This window comes from Azospirillum agricola, from assembly GCF_020005195.1.
Lineage (GTDB): Bacteria > Pseudomonadota > Alphaproteobacteria > Azospirillales > Azospirillaceae > Azospirillum > Azospirillum agricola.
Genome location: NZ_JAIFZR010000008.1, coordinates 407,950 through 431,513 on the forward strand (window position 1 = coordinate 407,950; position 23,564 = coordinate 431,513).

Annotated in this window: 25 protein-coding genes; 16 read left to right on the top strand and 9 right to left on the bottom strand. The window is 68.1% G+C overall.

The genetic code is table 11. The annotated features are described in order from the left end of the window. The first annotated feature begins 81 nt into the window (after positions 1–81). The 8 genes from JN22_RS34205 to flhB all read left to right on the top strand — a co-directional run bounded on the left by JN22_RS34205 (position 82) and on the right by flhB (position 6,599). Positions 82–474, top strand: a complete 393-nt coding sequence (locus tag JN22_RS34205; RefSeq protein ID WP_085558337.1) for a flagellar biosynthesis protein FlgG — start codon at positions 82–84, stop codon at positions 472–474. A gap of 32 nt (positions 475–506) precedes the next feature. Then, complete coding sequence (flgC, locus tag JN22_RS34210) at positions 507–926, top strand: flagellar basal body rod protein FlgC (protein ID WP_143269046.1); 420 nt, start codon at positions 507–509, stop codon at positions 924–926. An 11-nt stretch (positions 927–937) separates the two neighbouring features. Beyond that, positions 938–1,327, top strand: a complete 390-nt coding sequence (locus JN22_RS34215; RefSeq protein ID WP_085558338.1) for a flagellar hook-basal body complex protein FliE — start codon at positions 938–940, stop codon at positions 1,325–1,327. A 33-nt stretch (positions 1,328–1,360) separates the two neighbouring features. After that, on the top strand, positions 1,361–1,627 hold the full coding sequence (fliQ, locus tag JN22_RS34220) for a flagellar biosynthesis protein FliQ (RefSeq protein WP_085558339.1): 267 nt from the start codon (positions 1,361–1,363) through the stop codon (positions 1,625–1,627). Between the two features lie 3 nt (positions 1,628–1,630). Beyond that, on the top strand, positions 1,631–2,440 hold the full coding sequence (locus JN22_RS34225) for a lysozyme family protein (RefSeq protein WP_143269047.1): 810 nt from the start codon (positions 1,631–1,633) through the stop codon (positions 2,438–2,440). A gap of 122 nt (positions 2,441–2,562) precedes the next feature. Beyond that, positions 2,563–4,656, top strand: a complete 2,094-nt coding sequence (gene flhA / locus JN22_RS34230; protein WP_085558340.1) for a flagellar biosynthesis protein FlhA — start codon at positions 2,563–2,565, stop codon at positions 4,654–4,656. A 91-nt stretch (positions 4,657–4,747) separates the two neighbouring features. Continuing rightward, positions 4,748–5,506, top strand: coding sequence for a flagellar biosynthetic protein FliR (locus JN22_RS34235; protein ID WP_085558341.1), 759 nt, complete (start codon positions 4,748–4,750; stop codon positions 5,504–5,506). Between the two features lie 10 nt (positions 5,507–5,516). Beyond that, entirely contained in the window at positions 5,517–6,599 is a 1,083-nt protein-coding gene (gene flhB, locus JN22_RS34240) for a flagellar biosynthesis protein FlhB (RefSeq protein ID WP_085558342.1), read from the top strand. A 24-nt stretch (positions 6,600–6,623) separates the two neighbouring features. On the opposite strand, the gene JN22_RS34245 is transcribed toward flhB, so the two are convergent. The 6 genes from JN22_RS34245 to JN22_RS34270 all read right to left on the bottom strand — a co-directional run bounded on the left by JN22_RS34245 (position 6,624) and on the right by JN22_RS34270 (position 12,619). Further along, the gene (locus JN22_RS34245) at positions 6,624–7,148 is read right to left on the bottom strand and encodes an AAA family ATPase (protein WP_085558343.1); all 525 of its coding nucleotides are present in this window, start codon (positions 7,146–7,148) and stop codon (positions 6,624–6,626) included. A 14-nt stretch (positions 7,149–7,162) separates the two neighbouring features. Next, positions 7,163–7,939 carry a pyruvate formate-lyase-activating protein gene (gene pflA / locus JN22_RS34250; RefSeq protein WP_085558344.1) on the bottom strand — a complete coding sequence of 259 codons (777 nt, stop codon included), beginning with the start codon at positions 7,937–7,939 and terminating at the stop codon, positions 7,163–7,165. 3 nt (positions 7,940–7,942) lie between these two features. After that, positions 7,943–10,228 carry a formate C-acetyltransferase gene (gene pflB / locus JN22_RS34255; protein WP_085558345.1) on the bottom strand — a complete coding sequence of 762 codons (2,286 nt, stop codon included), beginning with the start codon at positions 10,226–10,228 and terminating at the stop codon, positions 7,943–7,945. A gap of 92 nt (positions 10,229–10,320) precedes the next feature. Further along, positions 10,321–10,542 carry a hypothetical protein gene (locus JN22_RS34260; protein WP_143269048.1) on the bottom strand — a complete coding sequence of 74 codons (222 nt, stop codon included), beginning with the start codon at positions 10,540–10,542 and terminating at the stop codon, positions 10,321–10,323. 16 nt (positions 10,543–10,558) lie between these two features. Further along, positions 10,559–11,383 (bottom strand): aldo/keto reductase, encoded by an 825-nt coding sequence (locus JN22_RS34265; protein WP_085558346.1) that lies wholly within the window; start codon positions 11,381–11,383, stop codon positions 10,559–10,561. A gap of 42 nt (positions 11,384–11,425) precedes the next feature. Beyond that, positions 11,426–12,619 carry an MFS transporter gene (locus JN22_RS34270; protein WP_085558347.1) on the bottom strand — a complete coding sequence of 398 codons (1,194 nt, stop codon included), beginning with the start codon at positions 12,617–12,619 and terminating at the stop codon, positions 11,426–11,428. Between the two features lie 126 nt (positions 12,620–12,745). Here JN22_RS34270 and JN22_RS34275 point away from each other — a divergent pair, with 126 nt between their 5' ends. The 6 genes from JN22_RS34275 (at position 12,746) to JN22_RS34300 (ending at position 18,656) form a co-directional block, all read left to right on the top strand. Further along, positions 12,746–13,645 (top strand): LysR substrate-binding domain-containing protein, encoded by a 900-nt coding sequence (locus tag JN22_RS34275; RefSeq protein WP_085558348.1) that lies wholly within the window; start codon positions 12,746–12,748, stop codon positions 13,643–13,645. Between the two features lie 97 nt (positions 13,646–13,742). Continuing rightward, positions 13,743–15,062, top strand: coding sequence for an ABC transporter substrate-binding protein (locus JN22_RS34280; protein WP_085558349.1), 1,320 nt, complete (start codon positions 13,743–13,745; stop codon positions 15,060–15,062). Further along, a complete protein-coding gene (locus tag JN22_RS34285) occupies positions 15,059–16,414 on the top strand; it encodes a di-heme oxidoreductase family protein (RefSeq protein WP_211099750.1) in 1,356 nt (451 codons plus the stop codon). Before JN22_RS34280 ends, JN22_RS34285 begins: the two co-directional genes overlap by 4 nt. A gap of 174 nt (positions 16,415–16,588) precedes the next feature. Continuing rightward, positions 16,589–16,894: a hypothetical protein gene (locus JN22_RS34290; protein WP_085558351.1), complete on the top strand. Its 306-nt coding sequence runs from the start codon at positions 16,589–16,591 to the stop codon at positions 16,892–16,894. A 428-nt stretch (positions 16,895–17,322) separates the two neighbouring features. After that, entirely contained in the window at positions 17,323–18,489 is a 1,167-nt protein-coding gene (locus JN22_RS34295; protein WP_179166356.1) for an ATP-binding cassette domain-containing protein, read from the top strand. Continuing rightward, positions 18,447–18,656 (top strand): P-loop NTPase family protein, encoded by a 210-nt coding sequence (locus JN22_RS34300; RefSeq protein WP_143269049.1) that lies wholly within the window; start codon positions 18,447–18,449, stop codon positions 18,654–18,656. Before JN22_RS34295 ends, JN22_RS34300 begins: the two co-directional genes overlap by 43 nt. Positions 18,657–18,683: 27 nt before the next feature. Here the strand turns inward: JN22_RS34300 and JN22_RS34305 are convergent, their stop codons facing one another. Further along, the gene (locus JN22_RS34305; RefSeq protein ID WP_085558354.1) at positions 18,684–20,693 is read right to left on the bottom strand and encodes a TonB-dependent receptor plug domain-containing protein; all 2,010 of its coding nucleotides are present in this window, start codon (positions 20,691–20,693) and stop codon (positions 18,684–18,686) included. Between the two features lie 286 nt (positions 20,694–20,979). Between JN22_RS34305 and JN22_RS34310 the strand changes: the two genes are divergently transcribed. Both JN22_RS34310 and JN22_RS34315 read left to right on the top strand, forming a co-directional pair. After that, entirely contained in the window at positions 20,980–21,516 is a 537-nt protein-coding gene (locus JN22_RS34310) for a GNAT family N-acetyltransferase (RefSeq protein WP_085558355.1), read from the top strand. Positions 21,517–21,924: 408 nt separating this feature from the next. Then, positions 21,925–22,671 carry an SAM-dependent methyltransferase gene (locus JN22_RS34315; RefSeq protein ID WP_085558356.1) on the top strand — a complete coding sequence of 249 codons (747 nt, stop codon included), beginning with the start codon at positions 21,925–21,927 and terminating at the stop codon, positions 22,669–22,671. A 64-nt stretch (positions 22,672–22,735) separates the two neighbouring features. Here JN22_RS34315 and JN22_RS35445 read toward each other — a convergent pair whose 3' ends face one another. Together JN22_RS35445 and JN22_RS34325 are read right to left on the bottom strand one after the other, a co-directional pair. After that, positions 22,736–22,963, bottom strand: a complete 228-nt coding sequence (locus JN22_RS35445; RefSeq protein WP_085558357.1) for a GNAT family N-acetyltransferase — start codon at positions 22,961–22,963, stop codon at positions 22,736–22,738. A gap of 59 nt (positions 22,964–23,022) precedes the next feature. Next, on the bottom strand, positions 23,023–23,475 hold the full coding sequence (locus JN22_RS34325) for a DMT family transporter (protein WP_085558358.1): 453 nt from the start codon (positions 23,473–23,475) through the stop codon (positions 23,023–23,025). Between the last annotated feature and the right edge of the window lie 89 nt (positions 23,476–23,564).

A 23,564-nucleotide genomic window follows, 5' to 3' on the forward strand; every position in this document is an offset into this window, starting at 1 on the left:
GAGGATTTTAAATCCGGTTTTAAACGGCCGGGTTCACCTTGCCCCTGACTTCGCGCCGCCACGCGCTGGAATGAGGGCGTCATGGATTTTAGCAAAATCGGTCTCTTTCAACTCGCCGGAACCCGCCTCGATTACTTGGCGCAGCGGCAGAAGCTGATCGCCGAGAATGTCGTGAACGCCAACACGCCCGACTACACGGCGCGCGACCTGAAATCCTTCGACGCGGTGCTGAACGGCGTCCGGCCGGTCGAGACCGCGCGCACCGCCGCCCTCCATCTGACCGGCGGCAAGCCGGTCACCGCCTTCCGCGAGGCCGGCAAGCAGGATCTGTGGGAATCGACCCCGTCCGGCAACGCGGTGTCGCTGGAGCAGGAGATGAGCAAGGGCAGCGAGACCCGCGACGCCTTCGCCCTGACCACCAGCCTGTTCCAGCGCAACGTGCAGATGCTGCGCATGGCTTGGCGCAACGGCTGATTTTTTTGGGCTGATCCGGAAGGAGGACCGCCATGATGAACGACGCCTTGGGCGCGACCCTGAAGATCGCCACAGCCGGGCTCCAGGCCCAGTCGACGCGGCTGCGGGTGGTCGCCGAGAATCTCGCCAACGCCGATTCCACCGCCGTCACCAAGGGTGGCGACCCCTACCGCCGCAAGACCGTGTCCTTCGACAGCGCGATGGACCGCGCCCTCGGGGCGGAGGTGGTGAAGGTCAAGCAGATCGGCCGCGACCGCAGCGATTTCCGGCTCGACTACGACCCCTCGCACCCGGCGGCCGACGACAAGGGCTACGTCAAGCGTCCCAACGTCCAGACGCTGATCGAGATGATGGACATGCGCGAGGCCGGCCGCTCCTTCGAGGCCAGCATGAACGTCATCGAACAGTCGCGCGCGATGATGAACCGCGTCGTCGACCTGCTGCGCGGCTGAGGAGCCTTTCCATGATCGATATGCCCATCGGCCGCGTCGCCGCCGCCTACGCCGCCAACCGCAGCCCGGCCGTCACCGGCCTCGCGCCCGGCGGCCTCGCTCCGAACGGCTTGGCCGAAACCAAGGCGACCGCCTTCGGTGCCTCGGGGGTGTTCGGCGCCGACGCGGTGGCCGCCACCTCCGAGACCGATTTCGGCGCCTTCCTCGACAAGCAGATCGCCCAGGCGGTCGACACGCTGAAGGAGAGCGAACGGGTGTCGATGTCGGCCGTCGCCGGCAAGGCCAGCGCGCAGGAGGTGGTGCGATCGGTGCTTGCCGCCGAAATGACGGTGCAGAGCGTCGTCGCGATCCGCGACAAGATGGTCCAGGCCTATCAGGAGATCATGCGGATTTCCGTGTGACCTCCGCGTGATCGGGAAACGGGAGCCCGTCGCATGAACCAGGCCGATGTGCTGGAGGTGCTGCGCAGCGGCATCTGGACGACTCTGGTCGTCGCGGCGGCGCCGCTGCTCGTCGCCGTGGTGGTCGGCGTCGCCATCTCGCTGATCCAGGCGCTGACCCAGGTGCAGGAGATGACGCTGACCTTCGTGCCCAAGATCGTCGCCATTCTGGTCGTCACGGTGCTGGCGCTGCCTTTCATGTACGGCACGCTCGCCACCTATGCCGAGCGGCTGACCGATCTCATCGTCGCCATCGAATAGGCCATGCCGGCGCGGCTGCTGATCCCGCTGGCCGCAGCGCTGCTGGCGGGCGTTCCCGCCCAGGCGGCGGCCCCGGCCGCCGGTTCCTCCTCCATCGGAACCTGGAGCACCGCGCTCTACGCGGCGCCCAAGCCCCCGCCGCCCGAACGTGAACGCTCGCGCGGGCCGCTGCCGCCGGAAGCCCAGTGCATCGCCGCCATTCTCGACGCCGAGCGCGCGGCCGGCATCACCGACCATCTGCTGCTGGCGATGGGGTTTACCGAATCCGGCCGCCGCACCGAGGACCGCCTGTTCACCGCCTGGCCCTGGACCGTCAACACCGAGGGGCGGTCGCATTACTTCCCGACGCGCGACGCCGCCATCGCCTTCGTGCGCGAGGCGCAGGGGCGCGGGGTGCGCTCGATCGACGTCGGCTGCCTCCAGGTCAATCTGCGCTGGCACCCCGACGCCTTCCCCGACCTCGTCACCGCCTTCGATCCCGTCGCCAACGCCCGCTACGCCGCCGGTTTCCTCGGCGCGCTGCGGCGCGACCACGGATCGCTGGAGGCCGCCATCGCCCGTTACCACTCCGCCCAGTCGGAACGCGGCGAAGCGTACCGCCAGCGGGTGTCGGGCAATCTGCGCTGGGTCGCCGGCGCGCTCGGCTATCTGGAGACGCTGGCCGCCGGCCCGCAGACCGCGAGCGCGAACGCGAGCGCCGGAACGCACGCGGCTCCGGTGTGGACGGCCGCCGAGCGCGGCCATCTCGCCTTCCTGTCCGGCCTGTTCGCCAGCGGCCCCACCCAGCCGCTGCTGCCGGAAGCCGGGCGGTGAGGCCCGAAGCTTCCGACGCCCGGTCTTAAATCCGGGTTTTACCGGGCCTGTCTACGCTTCGCCCATCCGCCTCCCGCCGTGCCTTCCACCGCCGCGCCCCCTTTCGCAAGCTTCGGAACACCATGACCTTAACCGATCACGTCCGCAGCCGGTTCGGGATCCTCGGCGACATCGGGCTGGCGAACCGCGACGTGCTGTTCGCGGTCGGCATCCTGCTGGTGCTGGCGGTGCTGTTCCTGCCGGTGCCCTCCTGGTTCCTCGATCTCGGGCTGGCGCTGTCCTTCTCGATCAGCGTGCTGATCCTGATGGTGTCGCTGTGGATTCCGCGTCCGCTCGACTTCTCGTCCTTCCCGACGGTGCTGCTGGTCGTCACCATGATGCGGCTGGCGCTGAACATCGCGTCCACCCGGCTGATCCTCAGCGAGGGGCACAACGGCCATGGCGCGGCCGGCCATGTGATCCAGGGCTTCAGCCAGTTCGTGATGGGCGGCAACTTCGTCATCGGTGTGGTGATCTTCTGCATCCTGGTGATCATCAACTTCGTGGTCATCACCAAGGGCGCCACCCGCATCGCCGAGGTCGGCGCGCGCTTCACGCTCGACGCCATCCCCGGCAAGCAGATGGCGATCGACGCCGACCTCTCGGCCGGCATGATCGACGACACCGAGGCGCGCCGCCGCCGCAAGGAGCTGGAGGACGAGAGCACCTTCTACGGCGCCATGGACGGCGCCTCGAAGTTCGTGCGCGGCGACGCGGTGGCCGGCCTGATCATCACCGTCATCAACGTGCTGGGCGGCATGGCCATCGGCATGGCCCAGAAGGGGATGAGCTTCGAGCACGCCGCCGGGGTCTACACCACCCTGACGGTGGGCGACGGTCTCGCCACCCAGATCCCGGCGCTGATCGTTTCGCTCGCCGCCGGCTTGCTGGTCACCAAGGGCGGCAACATCGGTTCGGCCGACAAGGCGGTGATCGACCAGCTCGGCGCCTATCCCAAAGCGCTGATGGTCGCCTCCGGCCTGCTCGGCGCGCTGGCGCTGATGCCGGGGCTGCCGGTCGCCCCGTTCCTCGCCATCGGCGCCGCCTTCGCGGCGCTCGGCTGGTACATGCCGCGCCGCCGGGCGCGCGCCGCCGCGCTGGCCAAGCTGGAGGAGAGCCGCAAGCCGCCCATCGCCCCTCCCGAAGAGCCGGTCGAGGAGATGCTGAAGGTCGACGACGTCAAGGTCGAGGTCGGCAACCATCTGGTGCCGCTGATCCTCAACAAGAACGGCCCGCTGACCAGCAAGGTGAAGACGCTGCGCAAGCGCTTCGCCACCGAGTTCGGCTTCATCCTGCCCTCGGTGCGCATCAAGGACAGCAGCTTCCTGGCGCCCAAGAGCTACGTCATCAGCGTGATGGGGGTCGAGGCCGCCAAGGGCGAGGTGCGGCCCAAGCATCTGCTCGCCATCGACCCGACCGGGGGCGAGGTGCCGGACATCGCCGGGGAATCGACGCGCGAGCCGACCTTCGGCCTGCACGCCAAATGGATCGACCCGGCCCGCCACGAGGAGGCGGCGGCCAAGGGCTACACGGTGGTCGATCCGGAAAGCGTCATCACCACCCACCTGACCGAGGTCATCAAGGACCATCTGCCGATGCTGATGACCTTCGCGGCCTTGCAGAAGCTGATCGAGGGGCTGGGGCGCGAGTACCAGAAGCTGATCAACGACATGGTGCCGAGCCAGATCTCGCTGGTGGTGCTGCAACGGGTGCTCCAGGCGCTGCTGGCCGAGCGGGTGTCGATCCGCAACCTGCCGACCATCGTCGAGGCGATCGCCGAGGCGGTCGGCTGGACCCGCCACATCACGCTGATCACCGAGCATGTGCGGATGCGGCTGGGCCAGCAGATCTGCCAGGGGCTGGCCGGGCCGGACGGCTTCGTTCCGGTGATCGCGCTGACGCCGCGTTGGGAGCAGGCGTTGCTGGAGAACATCGTGGTGGAGGGCGAGGACCGCCGCTTCGTCATGCCGCCGAGCCAGGTGCAGGAGTTCCTGACGGCGGTGCGGCTGAAGATCCAGAAGCACGCCACCCCGCAGGTCTGGCCGGCGCTGCTGGTCGGCGCCGAGGTGCGGCCCTTCGTGCGCTCGCTGCTGGAGCGTGTCAGCCCGATGACCCCGGTGCTGAGCCACGCCGAGCTGCACCGCAAGGCGTCGCTCAAGACCATCGATCAGGTGTGAGGGGCGATGGACGAGCGCTTTGCACCTCCTCCCTCCCAGTCATCCCCTCTCCCCGGGGGGGAGAGGGGGAGGGCGCGAAGGCGGCAGAACCATGGATCCTCTGACCAACCTGCTGACGCTCGAAATCTACCGCGGCTTCCTCGTGCTGGTGCGGGTGGCGGCGGCCGTCGGTTTCCTGCCCGGTTTCGGCGAGGTCGCCGTGCCGATGCGGGTGCGTGCCGCCGTCGCGCTGATCGTCACGCTGGTGCTGCTGCCGAGCGTCGAGGGGCTGCCCGACCGCACGCCGGCCGAGCCGACCGAGATGCTGCACGCCTTCGCCGGGGAGATGCTGGTCGGCGCCTATCTCGGGCTGGGGGCCAAGCTGTTCATGGCGGCGCTGCAAACCACCGGCGGCGTTGCCGCGCAGGCAATCGGGCTCAGCAACCCCTTCTCGCTCGACGCCGCCGGCTTCGAGGGCGGGTCGGTGCTGTCGGGCGTGCTGCTGATCGGCGGGCTGGCGCTGATGTTCGCCTCGGACGTCCATTACCTGATGATCGGGGCGCTCGCCCGCTCCTACGGCTCCTGGCCGGTCGGCGAGTTTCCCGACATTGGGATGCTGGCCGGGCGCTTTTCACAGCTCATCGCCACGACCTTCCGGCTGGCGGTGGGGCTGGCGGCGCCCTTCATCCTCTACGGGCTGGTGTTCAATCTGGCTCTGGGCCTGGTCAACCGGGTGATGCCGGCGATGCCGGTCTTCTTCGTCGGCACGCCGATCCTGCTGGTGGCTGGGCTGGGGCTGTTCATGATGACCGCCGGGGCCATGCTGACCGGTTTCGTCGCCGCGCTCGGCGGTTGGCTGTCGGGATCGTGAGGGCTGGGCGATGGCGGACGAGGACGATTCCCAGAAGACCGAGGAACCCACCGAGAAACGGCTGCGCGAGGCGGAGGAGAAGGGCGACGTTCCCCGCGCCCGCGACATCGGCCTGCTGTCGGCGATGGTGGCGGCCTGGATGATCGTGCTGATGGCGGCGCCGGGTGCGGCGTCGAAGCTGTCGATGCTGCTGCTGCCGCTGATCGAGAATCCGGACGACTTCCGGCTCGACGGCACCGCCTTCGACGTGCTGCACGGGCTGCATTGGCTGATCCTCGGCACCGGGGCGGCGCTGCTGCCGGTGCTGGGCATTCTGGCGGCGGGCGTGGTGGTGTCGGCGCTGGGCCAGGGCAAGTTCCTGTTCACCACCGAACGCATCCGGCCGAAAATCTCGCATCTGTCGCCGGCGGCCGGGCTGAAGCGGATCATCTCGCGGCAGGCCCTGGTCGAGTTTCTCAAGAGTCTGATCAAGCTGATCATCATCGCCGCCGCCGCGTGGCACACGCTGGCGCCCTACATCGCATGGACGGAGGATACTGTGGGCATGGACGTCGCCGGTTTGCCCGTGCTTTTGCGGGACGTGACCCTGCGGCTGCTGCTGGCGGTCCTGCTGGCGACCGTGCTGATGGCGGTCGTCGATGTGCTGTGGAACCGGCTGGAGTGGCGCAAGCGCCTGCGCATGAGCTTCCAGGACATCAAGGACGAGCACAAGCAGGTCGAGGGCGACCCCCATCTCAAGGCCAAGCTGAAGGAGATCCGGCGCTCGCGCTCCAAGACCCGGATGATGGCGAATGTGCCTCGCGCCACCGTGGTCATCACCAACCCGACCCACTTCGCGGTGGCGCTGGAGTATGACCGCGGGCGGATGGCGGCACCGGTCTGCCTCGCCAAGGGCGCCGACCTGATCGCGCTGCGCATCCGTGCCCTGGCGCAGGAGCACGGCGTGCCGATCGTCGAGAATCCGCCGTTGGCCCGCGCGCTGCACGCGACGGCGGAGGTCGACGCGACCATTCCGCTCCAGCACTATCAGGCGGTGGCCGAGGTCATCACCTACGTGCTGAAGCTGAAGGGCGGGCTGGCCCGGCGTGGATGAGGAAAGCCACGCTCCCTTGAGACGTCAGGATCTCCGCGGATCGGCGGACGACACGGCGTCCAATATCAACTCAACGCTTCGTGCAACCGGCAGCTGTGCGGTGTCGAGCCGCAGGCATGGACGGTCCCAGCGTTCATAGGCGCGCGCTGCAACCTGTTCCCAGCTCGGCAAGGCCAGACCTTCGACATCGGGAGGCCGGGTTTCCACCCGTCGGCGGTGGATTTCAAGGTCGGAGCAGACTGTTTCGACCTCGATGACTCCGGCACCGGCCGTAACCGCGACGGCGCGATAGGCGTCCCGCGTGATCTTGAGCGGGTTGACCGAGTCCACGACGACGGACCGGCCCAGGCGCAGATTGTCGGCCGCGACCCGGTAGGCCGTCATGTAGCCGGCCGGTCCGATGTCCGCGTCCGGCGGCAGGATGCCGGACGACCGGATTGCCTGTTCGATGGAATCGATGCGCAGATAGACCGCTGCGAGACGGGCCGCCACCGGCTGGGCGATGGTGCTCTTTCCGGTTCCGGGCAGCCCCGCGAAGATGACAAGCATGAACCCGGTCCTTCCTACGGCACGTTCAGCCCGGCGTCGCGGAACAGGGCGCGGACCTGCGCGGTCAGGGCCTGGTCGGGCGGCTGGGTGCGCGCCAGCGTGTAGGGCCGGCCGAGCGCCTGCCATTTGTGCTCGCCCATCTTGTGGAAGGGCAGCACGTCGACGCGCTCGACGTTGCCCAGCCCGGCGGCGAACTCGGCGAGGCCGGCGATCTGGCCGAGGTCGTCGGTGAGGCCGGGGACCAGCACATAGCGCAGCCACACCGGCTTGCGCATCAGTGCCAGCCGCTCCGCGAACTCCAGCGTCGGGCGCAGCGGGGCGCCGGTCAGCTCCCGGTAGGTGCTTTCCTTGAACGCCTTGATGTCCAGCAGCACCAGATCGACGTCGGCCAGCAGATAGTCGTCGGCGTGGTTGCCGAGGAAGCCGGAGGTGTCGAGCGCGGTGTGCAGACCCATCGCCTTGCAGCCGCGCAGGATCGCCGCGCAGAACTCCGGCTGCACCAGCGGCTCGCCGCCGCTCAGCGTCACCCCGCCATGGCCGTGGCGCAGGAAACCGGCGGTTGCCTCGATGTCGGCCAGAACGTCGGCCGCGTCGGTGCGCGTGCCGTCATGCATGTGCTGGGTGTCGGGGTTGTGGCAGTAGAGGCAGCGCAGCGGGCAGCCGGCGAGGAACAGCACGTAGCGGATCCCCGGACCGTCCACCGTGCCGCCGGTCTCGACCGAATGGACCCAGCCCGACACCGGCGGCGGGGAGGCCGCCGCCCTTGCCGTTGGGATGGCGATGCCGGTCATGGGCTAATGCTTGTCATGGAAGGTGCGGCTGATGACGTCGAGCTGCTGCTCGCGCGTCAGCTTGATGAAGTTCACCGCGTAGCCCGACACCCGGATGGTGAGCTGCGGGTACAGCTCCGGATGGTCCATGGCGTGCAGCAGCGTGTCGCGGTCGAAGACGTTGACGTTCATGTGGTGGCCGCCCTGGGCCATGTAGCCGTCGAGCATGCCGACCAGATTGGCGACCCGCTCGCCTTCCGTCGGCCCGAGCGCGCCGGGCACGATGGTGAAGGTGTAGCTGATGCCGTCCTGCGCGTGGGCGTAGGGCAGCTTGGCGACCGAGGCCATCGAGGCGATGGCGCCCTTGCGGTCGCGCCCGTGCATCGGGTTGGCGCCGGGGGCGAAGGGCTGGCCGGCCTTGCGCCCGTCCGGCGTGTTGCCGGTCTTCTTGCCGTAGACGACGTTGGACGTGATGGTCAGCACCGACTGGGTCGGCACCGCGTCGCGGTAGGCCTTCTGCTTGCGCAACGCGTTCATGAAGCTTTCGACCAGCCAGACGGCGATATCGTCGACGCGGTGGTCGTTGTTGCCGAAGGCCGGATACTCGCCCTCGACCGTGAAGTCGGTGGCGAGGCCGCGGTCGTCGCGCTCGACCCGCACGGTGGCGTGTTTGATCGCCGACAGGCTGTCGGCCACCACGCTCAGGCCGGCGATGCCGCAGGCCATGGTGCGCAGCACGTCGCGGTCGTGCAGCGCCATCTCCAGCCGCTCGTACATGTACTTGTCGTGCATGTAGTGGATGGCGTTCAGCGTGTTCATGTAGGCCTTGGCCAGCCACTCCATCATCGGCAGCAGCCGCGCCACCACATCGTCGTAGTCGAGCACGTCGCCGGTGACCGGGGCGAAGGCCGGGCCGACCTGCTCGCCGGAGATCTCGTCGCGCCCGCCGTTGATGGCGTAGAGCAGCGTCTTGGCGAGGTTGGCGCGGGCGCCGAAGAACTGCATCTGCTTGCCGATGCGCATGGCCGAGACGCAGCAGGCGATGCCGTAATCGTCTCCCCAGTAATCGCGCATCAGGTCGTCGTTCTCGTACTGCACCGAGCAGGTCTTGATCGAGGTCTCGGCGCAGAAGCGCTTGAAGCCCTCGGGCAGCCGTTCCGACCACAGCACGGTCAGGTTCGGCTCCGGCGCCGGGCCGAGATTGTTCAGCGTGTTCAGCGTGCGGAAGCTGGTCCTCGTCACCAGCGTGCGGCCGTCCAGCGCCATGCCGCCCAGGCATTCGGTCACCCAGGTCGGGTCGCCGGAGAAGAGCTGGTCGTACTCCGGCGTGCGCAGGAAGCGGACCATGCGCAGCTTGATGACGAACTGGTCGATCAGCTCCTGCGCTTGCGCTTCGGTCAGCGCGCCGTCCCTGATATCGCGCTCGATGTAGACGTCGAGGAAGCTGGAGACGCGGCCGAGCGACATGGCGGCCCCGTTGGCCTCCTTCACCGCCGCCAGATAGGCGAGGTAGGTCCACTGCACCGCTTCGCGGGCGTCGGCGGCCGGGCGGGTGACGTCGAAGCCGTAGGAGGCGGCCATGGCGACCAGCTCCTGCAAGGCGCGGAGCTGTTCGGCCAGCTCCTCGCGCAGTCGCAGGGTGTGCTCGTCGATCCGGTCGAGGGCGAGGCTCTCCAGCTGCGCGGTCTTGTCGGCGATCAGCGCGGCGGCGCCGTAGAGCGCCAGCCGACGGTAGTCGCCGATGATGCGGCCGCGCCCGTAGGAATCCGGCAGGCCGGTGATGACGCCCGACTTGCGGCAGCGCAGCATCTCGTCGGTGTAGACGTCGAAGACGCCGTCGTTGTGGGTCTTGCGCAGGGCGGGGAACACCGCCTCCAGCGTCGGCGAGGGGGTGAAGCCGTAAGCCTCCAGCCCGCTCTTGACCGTGCGCCAGCCGCCGAACGGCATGATGGCCCGCTTCAGCGGGGCATCGGTTTGCAGGCCGTGGATGATTTCCAGCTCGCGGTCGATGTAGCCCGGCGCGTGCGCGGTGATGGAGGAGACGCGCTCGGTGTCGGTGTCGAGCACGCCGCCCTTGGCGGCGCGCTCCGCCTTGAGCAGCTCGGCGACCTTGTCCCACAGGGCCCTGGTGCGGGGAGTGGCGCCGGCCAGGAAGCCGCCGTCGCCTTCGTAGGGGAGGACGTTGCGCAGGATGAAGTCGCGGACGTTGACCTCATGCCGCCACGCACCGGTGGCGAAGCCCCGCCAGGGATTGGCGGCGGAGGCTCCGGCCAGCGATGCGACGACCGATTCCGTCAACAGCGTGTCCATGATCGTGACCTTCCGGTTGAGAGCGGACCCAAGCGGGTGAGGGCTCGAATGCCGCGTCCAGGATGCGCCATCGTTCGTGAACCGGCATTGACTTAGAGCAGTTCCGCATCCGACACGTCATGACCGGGCTTGTCCCGGTCATCCACGTGCAACCTTATCCATGATGATTTGCGGCCGTGGATGCCCGGCATAAAGCCGGGCATGACGGAAAAGAACAGATGCCGGCCAACGAAACCCGCGAAATGCGAGTGGCCGACGACTTTCAAGCGCCAGGCAAAAACCTTGCCGGACACCAGTGGGACAAGCCCGGTCATGACGGAAGGGGGGAGCTCAATCCCAAACCGGAGCCAGCCCCGCCGGACTGACGATGCGGCCCTTCGGGTCGGCGAGGCCGTGGATCGCCGCCATCTCCTCCGGTGACAATTCGAAGTCGAAAATGGCGAAATTCTCGGCGGCACGGGCCTCGCCGACGGTCTTGGACAGGGCGACGACGCCCTCCTGCTGAACCAGCCAGCGCAGCACCACCTGCGCCACGCTCTTGCCGTGGCGGGCGCCGATGCCGGCGAGCACCGGATCGGCCAGCACCTTGCCGTCGGCCATCGCGTAATAGGCGGTCACCGACAGGCCGGCCTCGCGGGCGGCGGCCAGCACGGCGCCCTGGTCGAGATAGGGGTGGTACTCGACCTGGTTGGTGACGAGCGGCGCGTCGCTGAGGCGGATCGCCTCGGCCATCAGCGCCGTGCTGAAGTTGCTGACGCCGATGTGGCGGACCTTGCCGGCGGCGCGCACCGCGTTCAGCGCGCCGATCTGCTCGGCCAGCGGCACCGCCTCGTTCGGCCAATGCAGCAGCAGAAGGTCGATGTAGTCGGTGCGCAGCCGGGCGAGGCTCTCGTCGACCGAGCGCAGGAAATCGTCGTGCCGGTACTTGTCGACCCAGACCTTGGTGGTCAGGAAGATGTCGCCGCGCGGCACGGCGGAACCGGCGATGGCCTCGCCGACCTCGGCCTCGTTGCCGTAAATCTGGGCGGTGTCGATGTGGCGGTAGCCGATTCTGAGGACCTGCGGAACCATCCGCAGCACGTCCGCCTTGTCGACGCGGAAGGTGCCGAAGCCGAGCGCCGGGATGGTCGCGCCGTTGGCGGTCACGGTGTGCATGAAGAACTCCCTGAAGATTGCCCTGAAGATTGGATGATTGTGTCAGGCCGGTTGCAGGACAGGAGCAGCGCGGCGGGCTTCGCGGCGGTCGAGCGCCCCGCTGAGCAGGGTCAGCCCGAGCCCGCCGAGGACGAACAGCCCGCCCACCCAAGGTGTGGCGCCGAGCCCCAAAGACGAGTCCACGACCCGCCCGCCGAAGAAGGCGCCGGCGGCGATGCCCAGGTTGAAGGCCGCGATGTTGAGGGCCGAGGCGACGTCCACCGCACCCGGCGCGTGGCGCTGCGCCAGCTGCACGACGTAGAGCTGGAGGCCGGGCACGTTGGCGAAGGCCAGCGCCCCCATGCCGGCCAGCGTGACCAGCGCCGGGATCCTGGCGTCGGCGGTGAACGTGAAGACGAACAGCACGGCGGCCTGCAAGGCGAACAGCCAGGCCAGCGCCCGCACCGGCCTGTGGTTGGCCAGCTTGCCGCCGACGAGGTTGCCGACCGCGATGGCGGCGCCGTAAAGCACCAGCACGAGGCTGACGGTGGCGCTGGAGAAGCCGGTGATGGTTTCCAGGATCGGCGCCAGGAAGGTGAAGGCGACGAAGGTGCCGCCATAGCCGAGCGCGGTGATGGCGAAGGCCAGCAGCAGGCGCGGCTTGCCCAGCACGCGGAACTGGTCGGCCAGCCCGGCGGCTGGCGGCTGGCTGAGCCGGCCCGGCACCAGCGCGGCGACGCCCAGCCCGCCGATCACGCCGAGCAGCGAGACCGCCAGGAAGGTGGCGCGCCAGCCGAAATGCTGGCCGATCCAGGTGCCCATCGGCACGCCGGTGACGATGGCGATGGTCAGGCCGGAGAACATCATGGCGATGGCCGAGGCCCGCTTGTCGGCCGGCACCAGATCGGCGGCGATGGTGGCGCCGACCGAGAAGAAGACGCCGTGCGCGAAGGCGCTGAGCACGCGGGCGACCAGCAGGGTCTCGTAGTTGGGGCTGACGCCGGCCAGCAGGTTGCCGGCGACGAACAGGCCCATCAGCCCGAGCAGCAGCGGCTTGCGCCGCAGCCGCCCGGTCAGCGCGGTCAGCACCGGGGCGCCGATCGTAACGCCGAGCGCGTAGACGCTGACGATCAGGCCGGCCAGCGGCAGGCTGATGGAGAGGTCGGCGGCCACGGTGGGCAGCAGGCCGACGATGACGAACTCGGTGGTTCCGATGGCGTAGGCGCTGATGGCCAGGGCCAGCAAGGCGAGAGGCATGGGGGAACTCCAGCGTTCCGGTGAAGGATTGGCCCTTCAGATGCCTTGGGAACCGGGTTTACGGAATAGCCCATCTGTTCGTATCATTCCGTCATTGAATGACAAAATGCGGGACAAGGTGGTGGCATGAGCGATCCGCGCGCCTGGGAAATGCGGGTCTTCCTGCGGGTGGCGGCGCTCGGCAGCTTCAGCGCCGCCGGGGCGGAGATCGGCATGACCCCCTCGGCGACGGCCAAGTTGATCGCGCGGATCGAGGCGCGGCTCGGCGTGCGGCTGATCGAGCGTTCGACCCGCCGGCTGCGCCTGACCGACGAGGGGGAGCTGTACCGCGAGAAGGCCGAGATCCTGTTGGGCGAGCTGGACGCCTTCGACGCGGAGATCGTCGGCGGTGCCCGCAGCCCGACCGGGACGATCCGCGTCAACGTCTCGGTGCCGTTCGGACGGCATTGCGTGCTGCCGCTGCTGCCGGACTTCATGGCCGCCTATCCCGACATCCGGCTCGACCTGACGCTGACCGACGAGGTGGTCGACCTGCACGCCGCCCATGTGGATGTCGCGTTCCGCGCCGGGCGCCTGCCGGATTCGACGCTGCTGGCGATCCGGCTCGGCGACGTGCGGCGACGGATCGTGGCGTCTCCCGATTATCTGGCGCGCAAGGGAGCGCCACGGGCCGCCACCGACCTGGAGATGCATGACTGCCTCGGCTTCAACTTCCGCCGGGCGGCGGCGGTCTGGCCGCTGAAGTCGGGTGGCCGGCTGGTCGATCGCGAGGTGCATGGCCGGATCGAGGCCAACAACGGCGAGACGGTGCGCCATCTGGCGCTGCTCGGGCTGGGGCTGGCGCGGTTGGCCGAGTTCCACGTCCGCGACGACATCGCCGCCGGACGTCTGGTGACGGTGCTCGACGACGCCATGGTCGACAGCGAGGAGATCCACGCCATCCACATCGGTCGCGACCGCGCGCCCCGCCGGGTGCGAGCCTTCCTCGATTTCACGACGCCGCGTCTGCGGGCGATGCTGCAATAGTGCCGATCACGGCGTTACCGCTGTTGCCATAAGGGAATAACGGGTGTAGGGTTTTCGCTATATCTTACTGGATACAACAAGGGACAGAACACCCGCCATGCGCCCGATCTCCCGCCGAATCGCCGCTCCCTTGCTCGGTTCCGTCCTGATGTTGGGCTCCGGGACGGGCTGGGCGCTTGAGGATCGCGTGGTGGTGATGACCAGCTACCCGGACGAGCTGGTCCAGCGCTACGAACAGGCCTTCGAGCGCGCCAACCCCGGCACCGACCTGCAAATCCTCTGGAAGCCGTCGCGCGACGCCGCGGTGGAACTGGCCAAGCCCGACCAGGGCGGCGTCGACGTCTATTGGACGCCGTCGCTCGGCAGCTTTCCACGGATGCGCGACGCCGGCGCCTTCCGCCCGCTGGCGGTGGACCGCGCCGTCCTGCCGGGCGTCGTCGATGGGCAGTTCGTTTCCGACCGCCAGGGCTTCTTCGAGGCGTTCGAGGTGGCCGGTTACGGGCTGATCGTCAACCCGGCGGCGCTGGCCCGCGACGGGCTGCCGCAACCGGCGACGTGGCGCGATCTGGTGGCGACGCGCTGGAGGGGGCGGCTGGCGCTGCCGGTCGCCGGCCAGGTGGGTTTCTCCGGGGCGCTCTACGACATCCTGTTGCAGGCCGAGGGCTGGGAGGCCGGCTGGGCGCTGCTTGGCGAGGCCGCCGCCGACGCGACGCTGATCGGCAGCGGCGGGCAGGTCAGCGAGAGCGTGGTGAACGGCGAGGCCGACGTCGCCGTGACGGTGGATTTCTTCGCCCGCAGCGCCATCGCCAACGGCCATCCGGTGGCGCTGGTTTACCCGCCGCGCACCGCCTTCCTGCCGGCCCAGGTGGCGATCACCAAGACCGCCCCGCACCCGGATGCGGCGCGCGCCTTCGTCGATTTCGTGCTGTCGGCGCCGGGGCAGGCGCTGCTGTTCCACCCCGACATTCGCCGTTACCCGGTGCGTCCCGATGTCTACGCCCAGGCGCCGGCCGGGACGATCAACCCCTTCCAGCGGACCGGGGCCGAATCCTACACCTACGACATGGAGACGGGGTTGGGCCGCCATGGCCTGATCGCGTCCCTGTTCGAGAATCTGATCGCCGAGCGTCACGACCGGCTCAAGGCCCTGTGGGGCGCCATTCACGCCGCCGAAGCCGCCCTGGCTGCAAAGCCCGACCCGGAGCGCGCCGTTCTGGTGGTCCGGGCGCGGTCGCTGGCCGGTTTCGTGCCGGTGGCCGGCGGTGACGTCGACCGCCTTGCTTCGACCTTCCAGGAGCGCCGCTCCAACCGCAACCCGGAAGAACGGGCTGCCTTGCAGAAGGATTGGTCGGCCCGCATCGACGCCGCCCGGGCCGAGGCGCTGGACCTCGCCCGCCGGGCGCTGCCGACGCCATGATGAGACGCGCCTTCCTGCTCGCCGCCGCCCTGCTGGGCATCTCGGCGCCCTTGCGGGCCGATGAGGCGGTCACCGTGCCGATCCAGGGACGCGACGCCTTTTCCCGGCCGCTGCCGGGGCTCGACCCGGCGCAGCGTACCGCCTTCCACGCCGGCCGTTCGCTGTTCCAACAGGTGTGGACGGTCGGCTCGTCGGAGGTGCGGCCCGACCTCGACGGGCTCGGCCCCTTGTCCAACCGGCAATCCTGCATCGCCTGTCACGTCAAGAACGGGCGCGGTGAACCGCCGGAGGGGGAGGGCGATGTCTTGCGCTCGACCCTGGTCCGCCTGTCGGTTCCCGGCGGCAAACCGGGCGGCGCGCCGCCGCCGCACCCGGTCTATGGCGACCAGTTCAATCCCGATGGTATCCCCGGCGTGCCGGGCGAGGGCAGGGCGACGCTGATCTGGTCGGAGCGTGTCGAGCGTCTGGCCGACGGCACCCCGGTCGCCCTGCGCCGGCCGGAGCTTCGGCTGAGCGACCTCGCCTACGGGCCGCTGGGGTCGGAGGTGATGACCTCGGTGCGGATGGCGCCGCCGATCATTGGGCTTGGCCTGCTGGAGGCGGTGTCGGAGAGCGACCTGTTGGCGCTCGCCGATCCCGACGACCGCGACGGCGACGGGGTGCGCGGGCGGGCCAATCTGGTGTGGGACGCGGTGCGCGGCGCCTTTGCGCTCGGCCGCTTCGGGTTGAAGGCCAACCAGCCGAGCCTGCGGCAGCAGAACGCCGGTGCCTTCGATGGCGATCTCGGCCTGACCTCGACGCTGTTTCCCCGCCATGGCTGCACGGCGGCGCAGACCGCCTGCTTGGCCGCTGTGGCTGGGGCCGGACCGGAACTGGACGATGAGCAACTCGATCTGGTGACGCTCTACACCCGCACGCTCGCCGTGCCGGAACGGCGCGACGCCGACGACCCGCTGGTGCGGGTGGGGGAGGGGCTGTTCGCCGCCATCGGCTGCGCCGCCTGCCACACCCCGACCCTGCGCACCGGCCCGTCGCCGTCCCTGCCGCAGTTCGCCGGCCGCACCATCCATCCCTACACCGACCTGCTGCTGCACGACATGGGCGAGGGACTGGCGGACGGTCGGCCCGACTTCCAGGCGAGCGGCCGGCAGTGGCGGACGCCGCCGCTCTGGGGGCTTGGCCTGACAGCGGCGGTTGCCGATCGCGCGACCTACCTGCATGACGGCCGTGCCCGTTCGCCGCTGGAGGCCATCCTGTGGCATGGCGGTGAAGCGGAAACGGCCCGCGAGGCAGTGCGGCGGATGCCCTCCCTGAACCGCAAGGCGTTGCTGGCCTTCCTGGATTCCCTATGATTCGAGCGGAGCGGAAGACGCGCGCCGAGGGAATGTCAGGTTGTGCTTTGGCGATGCCAACAATCTTTATATTGCAGATTTTTGAATAAAATCCATTTGACTCCTGGTTTCCGCCGAATGCACGATTATTAATCAAGGCGATGTGTTTTCAAGACACGTGAAAAGGGTGAATCCATGACCGATGAAGTGGGCGTTGCTCTTCCGAACGCGGTTGACGTTCATGTGGCCTCCGAAGACGGCCTTCCGATTGTGTCGAATGCGACCGCGGTCGTGGTCACCGTGAACATCGGCGCGATCACGGTGAAGGTCAACGTTGACCGTGACCGACCGGCTTTCGTGGAAGGCGCCCATTACAGCGTCGGCGGCCAGTTGAACGGCAAGGGCGAGTTCTCCCTGCCCAAGGCGGTGTTCCAAGGTTATGGCTTTGGCCCCGAGGACCACGTGGCCACGTTCCTCGGCCAAGTCGTCGTGCCGAGGTAACACCACTCCGCGACCAGCCGATGGGAACGCCCCGCGGTGCCTCCGCGGGGCGTTCTGCCGTTTCCATGGGGCAATTTTCATGGGGTAGAGCCCTATGCGCGCCCCCCGACCCTCCACTGCGTCGTGAATCGATCGACGGGAGACCGTGTGGGGGTTTTGGCTCGACGCCGTTTTCCAAGCTGGCCGGCGAAGGCAGTGACAGGCTTCGCGCCCCACGCAGACGCCCGCACGTTCGGCCTCAAGCTGGAATCCGCCACCTTATGCCGGCGTCGGTGACTTTCGCCGGCACGGGAAACGAATTGGACAACCGCATCCAAGGCGCCCGGCGGAGACGCGCTGTTCGGCGGCTTGTGCGTCGCGCAACACCAATATATTCTATCGGATATAGCGTATCCGCCATCCGGGGATGGGGGCATGGAGAGCGAGCGATGAAGCCACCCATCGTCATACTGGGCAACGGAACGCCATGGCTGCGGTTGGGCCGCATCCATCTGACCGCCGGGCAATGCGGCCTGATCACCAGCCCGACCGGCACCGGCAAGACCACGGTGCTGCGGGCGCTCGCCGGCCTGCCGGGGCATGACGGACGGCCGACGGCGGTCGATGGCGGCATCGCGGTGCCGCTTGGGACCGCCTGCCCGGTCGCCTTCGTGCCGCAGCTTCCCGACGTTCCCCTGCGGTCCGGCTGCGTCGGCGCGGCGGTCGAGGCCGCCCTGCGCGGCCGTTCCCTGCCGGCCGGGGAGAGCCGGGCGCGGGCCGCCGCCGCCTTGCGCGAGGTCGGGCTGGAGGGTGCCGCCGGCCGTATGGTCGAAAGCCTGTCGATGGGCGAGCGCCACCGCTTCGCCATCGCCTTCGCCCTGGCGACCGATCCGGCGGTGCTGCTGCTTGACGAGCCCTTCGCCCTGCTGGATTCCGACGGGGTGCGGACACTGCGCTCCATCATCCGCCGACGCCTCGCCATGGGTCGAATCCTGTTGGTCAGCGAACACCGGCCGGAGCGGCTGACCGGCCTGCCCGCCGTCCATCTGCGCATGCCGTCTCCGGATGGCGCCGAACCGCCGACCCCGGACGAGGACACGACGACGGTGGGGGAGGGCCCCCGGCCGCAGGCGGCACCGCCGGTGCTGCACGCCGAGGGGCTGCGGATTCCGCGCAGCGATGGCACGCCGCTGCTCGACCGGCTTGCCCTGACGGTGCCGGCCGGGCGGCGGGTTCATCTCAGCGGCGTCAACGGAGCGGGGAAGAGCACGCTGCTGCGTTGCCTGATCGGCGCGGAGCCGTTGGAGGACGGCACGGTCACCGTCACCGAGCTGCGCAACCCGAGCCCGCGCGACCTGCCCGGCCGCGTCGGCTTCCTGCCCCAGGATCCACCGCGCCATTTCTTCGCGGAGACGGTGCGGACGGAGATCGGCTTCGCCCTGACCCGCGCCGGCCTGCGCCCGCCCGACCGCGCCGAACGGGTCGACCGGGCGATCGCGCAGTTCGGCCTGACGTCCCTGGCCGACCGCTCGCCGCAGAGCCTCAGCGCCAGCTCGTGGCGCTGGCCGGTCTGGTGGCGGGACGGCCCCGGCTGTTCCTGCTCGACGAGCCGCTGAGCGGGCTGGACCCGCAGCGCGCCGCCCATGCGCTGGCGGTGCTGGCCGCCGCCGCCCGCCGGGACGGTTCCGCCGTCCTGCTGGCGAGCCACGGTTCGCTGCCGGTGTCCGGCTGGGCCGACCGCAGCCTGCGGCTGGAGAACGGCCGCCTGCACGCCGTGGCGTGAGGCGGCCGCCTTTTCGGCCCGACGGAATCAGAAGCTGTAGCGCGCGGTGACGAACATCGTCCGCCCCGGCTCCGGGAAGCCGTCGGCCAGCGAGTAGTTCGCGTCGAACAGGTTCCGCACGCCGGCCGACAGCTGGGCGCTGGCGGTCAGGTCGTAGCTGGCCTGGAGGTTGGCCAGGACATAGCCGCCGTTGCCGAGGAACACGGTGCCCGCGGTGCTCTGGCTGTAGCGGCCGCTCGCCGCCTCGACGCTGGGAGCGACGCTGAGCTGTTCGGTCGGGCGCCAGTCGGCGTGCAGGAACAGCTTGTGGTTCGGCGTGCCGACCGCCTTCATGTTCGGGATGCTGGGGTCGGACAGCGAGCGGATGGTCAGCGTGTAGTTGCCGCCGACGTCCAGCGTCGGGGTCAGGCCGGTGGTGGCGGCGACCTCGAAGCCGCGGTAGAGGCCGGAGGCCATGTTGCGGCTCTGCGTCGTCGACTGGCCGTTGACGACGATCGGCGCGTTGGCGATCACGTCGCGCAGGCGGCTGAGGAACAGGGCGCCCTCGATGCGGGTGGAGCCGAAGCGTTCCGAGGCGCCGATCTCGTAGTTGATCGCCTTTTCCGGCCTCAGGTCGGGGTTGGAGGCGGCGCCGTTGAAGCGGGTGCTGAAGCGCTCGAAGATGCTGGGAAAGCGGCTGCGGGCGGAGACGCTGGCGTGCGCCTCGCCGGTTTGCGAGAAGCGGTAGACCACGGCGCCCTGGCCGTTGGTGGCGTTGCTGTCGGCGCGCCGGTAGTCGATCATCGCGCCGGTGGCGGTGCCGTTCCAGTCCTGCGCCTCGTGCAGGCGGCGCCAGTCGTGGCTGACGCCGAGCACGACGTCCAGCGCCTCGGTGGCGTGGAAGCTGTTCTCCAGCGCGACCGACCAAGTGTCCTCCAGGTCGCGCTGCTTGGGCTCCAGGAAATTGCCGGGATAGAGCCGCTGCCATTCCTTGTGGTCGTCGCGGCGGAAGTGCAGGGCACCCTTCAGGGTGTTCATCGGGATCAGGTCGGTGCCCAGCTCGACGCTGCCGCCATAGGCCTTGTCGTCGTAGTAGCTGCGGAAGGAGCGCGACGTGGCCTGCCGCGTCAGGGCCGGGTCGTCGAAGGAGTAGAGCCCGTTCTGGAACGTGTTGTAATAGAGCTTGGTCTTGGCGTAGGACGCGCTGCCCAGCCTGGTGTTCGACAGCCAGTAGACGCTCTGCAGGTCCCAGTAGGGCCAGCTCCAGTAGCGCTGGTTGGCGACGGCGTCGTTGATGTTCAGCGGGGCGCTCTTCTTGCCCGACTGCTTCTGGAAGTTGATGGAGTATTCGTTGGTGTCGTTCGGCGTGAAACCGGCCTTCAGGTTCATCGACCAGTCGGCGGTCTGCGAGTTGTCGCGGTTGCCGCCATTCTCCGACGCCACCGGCTTGAAGCTCTCCGACAGGCGGCTGTGGGTGGTCTCGGTCTTGGTGCCGCTGGCCTGTAGGTAGAAGCGCTCCTGCCGGGTCCCGGCCATGCCGTAGGTGGTGTAGCCGGCCAGCGCCCCCTGGTTGTCGAAGCTCAGGCCGGTGCGCAGTTCCGCCTCGGCGTCGCGGGTCGGCTTGCGGGTGACGAGGTTGATGGCTCCGCCCATGGCGCCCGGCCCGTCCAGCACCGAGGCGTAACCCTTCGACACCTGGATTTCCGACAGGTCGGGGGTCAGGAAACGTCCGAAATCGAGCCGGTTGTCGGCGGGCAGATAGATGCGCACGCCATCCATCATCACAGGAATGTGATAGCGGTCGAAGCCACGGATGTAGACCAGCCGTTCGTTGCGCTGCCCGCCGGTCGCCGACGACACCACGCCGGGAATCAGATCCATCGCCTGGTCGAGCGTCGGCTTGTTGAAGGCCCGCATCTCCTCCCCCGACAGGCTGGAACCGCCGATCGGCTGCCCGGCCGCCTGGGCCGACACGTTGATCTGGCCCAGCGTAAAGACGCCGGCCGCCGCGTTGACGGTGGCGTCGGCCGCCAGCGCCCCACCGCTGGCCAGTGCCATGACCGAACACGCGATATACAAACAGGAATTACGCATCTTGCCCCCTTCGATGACCGCATCTCTTTCCATCGCTGTGACAGGCCGACTCTCCACCCCCACCGCGGCTGCCATACGATATGTTCTTATGAATATATCGATTGTTCGCGTTCTGTCAAAAGGCCATATCGACTGAAAGGGGAATGTCTGGCCGCTTTCCGTACTGGTTGGGTGAAAGCTTTTTGTGTTCATCCATTTTCCAGGCAAGATCGCGCGGGTCCGGACGAGGCGATGGAAAAGGAGCGGGACAATGAGCAAACCGGTTCTGGAGACCGCCCGGCTGATCCTGCGCCCGCCGCGCCGGGAGGATTTCGACGGTTGGGCGGCCTGGAAAAGCGATGCGGAGGCGACGCGCTTCATCGGCGGGGGGATGGCCCGTCCGCAGGCGTGGCGGGATCTCCTGACCATGGCCGGATCCTGGTCGATCCAGGGCTTCGGCATGTTCTCGGTCATCGAGAAAGCCAGCGGACGCTGGGTCGGGCGGCTCGGCCCCTGGATGCCGGAGGGCTGGCCGGGATCGGAAATCGGCTGGGGCTTGACGCGCGACGCCTGGGGCAAGGGCTATGCGACGGAAGGAGCGACGGCGACCATCGACTGGGCTTTTGCGGCACTCGGCTGGACGGAGGTCATCCACTCCATCGATCCGAACAACGACCCGTCGAAGGCGGTCGCGCGGCGCCTGGGTTCCACTCTGCGAGGGGCGGGCCGGCTGCCGGTTCCCTTCGAAAAGGAACCGATCGAAATTTGGGGCCAGACGCGCGAGCAGTGGTGCGGCCGGGACCGCTGAGGACGGTGTGGGGGATATACGAGGCTGCCTGATCTGTGTGTAGGGCCGGCCCATGACCATTCCTGAAGCCTAACCTCCTGTTCTAAAACAAGAGTTGCACTTCAGGATGGAATCCACTCGCCTGCATCTTAAAGACGCATAATAATGATTATGTAAAATATACCGACGAACGTTGTCATGTGAAAACCATCCAACCATCCAAATGAGACGCCGAGGATCATCACGCGCCCGTATCGCATGGATATATCCGGACAAGATGTCACAACCGTAGGGACAACTTGTTAGGGTGGGACCCTCCGGGTATCCTGCATGCGCGCGCGGTCACCGCGTCCATCGTCCTGGCCCGCCGGGCCGGCACGATCGTGCCGTCGCGGGACTGTTCACATCCGTACAAGGAAATTTTCCACAGTGGACATCCCCCGGATATTCAACATCACCGAAAGTGCCCACCGCATCCACAACCCGATCACACCCGAAAAGCTCGCCACTCTCGGTGCGGCGTTGCGTCTGGAATCGGGGGCCAGCGTGCTCGATCTCGGCAGCGGTTCGGGGGAGATGCTGTGCACCTGGGCACATGATCACGGCATCGTCGGCACCGGCATCGATATGAGTCCGCTGTTCACCGAGCACGCGAAACTCCGTGCCGTGGAACTCGGCGTCGCCGATCAAGTCGAGTTCATCCATGGCGATGCCGCCGGATATGTCTCCGACGAGAAGGTCAGCGTGGCGGCTTGTGTCGGTGCCACCTGGATCGCCGGTGGGATTGCCGGCACCGTCGAGCTTCTGGCGCGGAGCCTGCGCACCGGAGGAACCATCCTCATCGGCGAGCCCTATTGGCGGCGGTTGCCGCCGACGGAAGATGTTGCCAAGGGGTGTCTTGCCAACGCGATTTCCGACTTTCACACGCTTCCAGACCTTCTCGCGTCTTTTGGCCGCCTTGGCTGCGACGTCGTTGAAATGGTTTTGGCTGACCAGGATGGTTGGGACAGATACGAGGCGGCCAAATGGCTTACCATGCGCCGCTGGCTTGAAGCCAACCCCGGCGACGGGTTCGCGGCCGACGTTCGGGCAAAATTGACTTCGGAGCCCGAGCGCTACGCCGCTTACACGCGCGAATATCTGGGTTGGGGCGTGTTCGCGCTGATGCTGCGGTGAAGCAGCGGCGCGCCCAGCGGCGCGTCAATGGCTGCGCCGACCGGCAACCGGGGCCTGTCGTGATTCATTGTGCGATGCACAAAACACTCTTGCTCGCAATGTCTCTTTCAGGATGTCTGTGCTTTGCCCGAGCGCCATTCACGATAAAGGCCGCGTTTTCCGCGTCGATTTCAGCAAAGAGCTGACGATACCCTTCGTTCTGGAACAGATGGTCAACGAGCGCACCGATGCACTCGGTGGCCACGCCTTGACCTTGGCGTTGAGCAACCGTGATGTAGCCGAGTTCGAGAATTTATCAGCTTTTAATTGTATATGGCAACATCAACGGTCCCCTTTCCGTTCCGCTGTTGTTCAGCCCCTCACCAGGACAACGCCCAGGATGAGTAGGGTCGCACCGGCCAGCCGGGCGGGGCTGATCGGCTGCTGAGTCAGCCCGAACAGGCCGAAATGATCGAAGACGAGCGAGCCGAGCATTTGACCGACGACGATCAAGGCGAGAACCGTCGCAGCGCCGAGGCGCGGGACCATGAGGATCGCGGTGCCGATGAAGAGCGCGCCGAAAAGCCCCCCGCTCCATGACACCCACGACGTGGAGCCCGCGAACGGGTCCGGCAACCGAGGGCCTGGGGCGATCAGCGCGACCGCCAGCATCGCCAGCATGCCGACGAGGTAGCTGACGAAACCCGCCCACCAGGGCGATCCAAGCTCCGCCCGCAGATTCGCGTTCAGAACCTGTTGCAGAGCAACGCTTATCCCGGCGCCGACCACCAGGAGGTATGAAAATGCGGACAAGGCAGCGGTCATGCCGAACTCTCCAGTCAAGAGCGGGCGTCCCGCATAGGGTCGATTCCCACGCGGCGCTCCGGGACGAATGGGTAGCAGGCCCGAAGCGC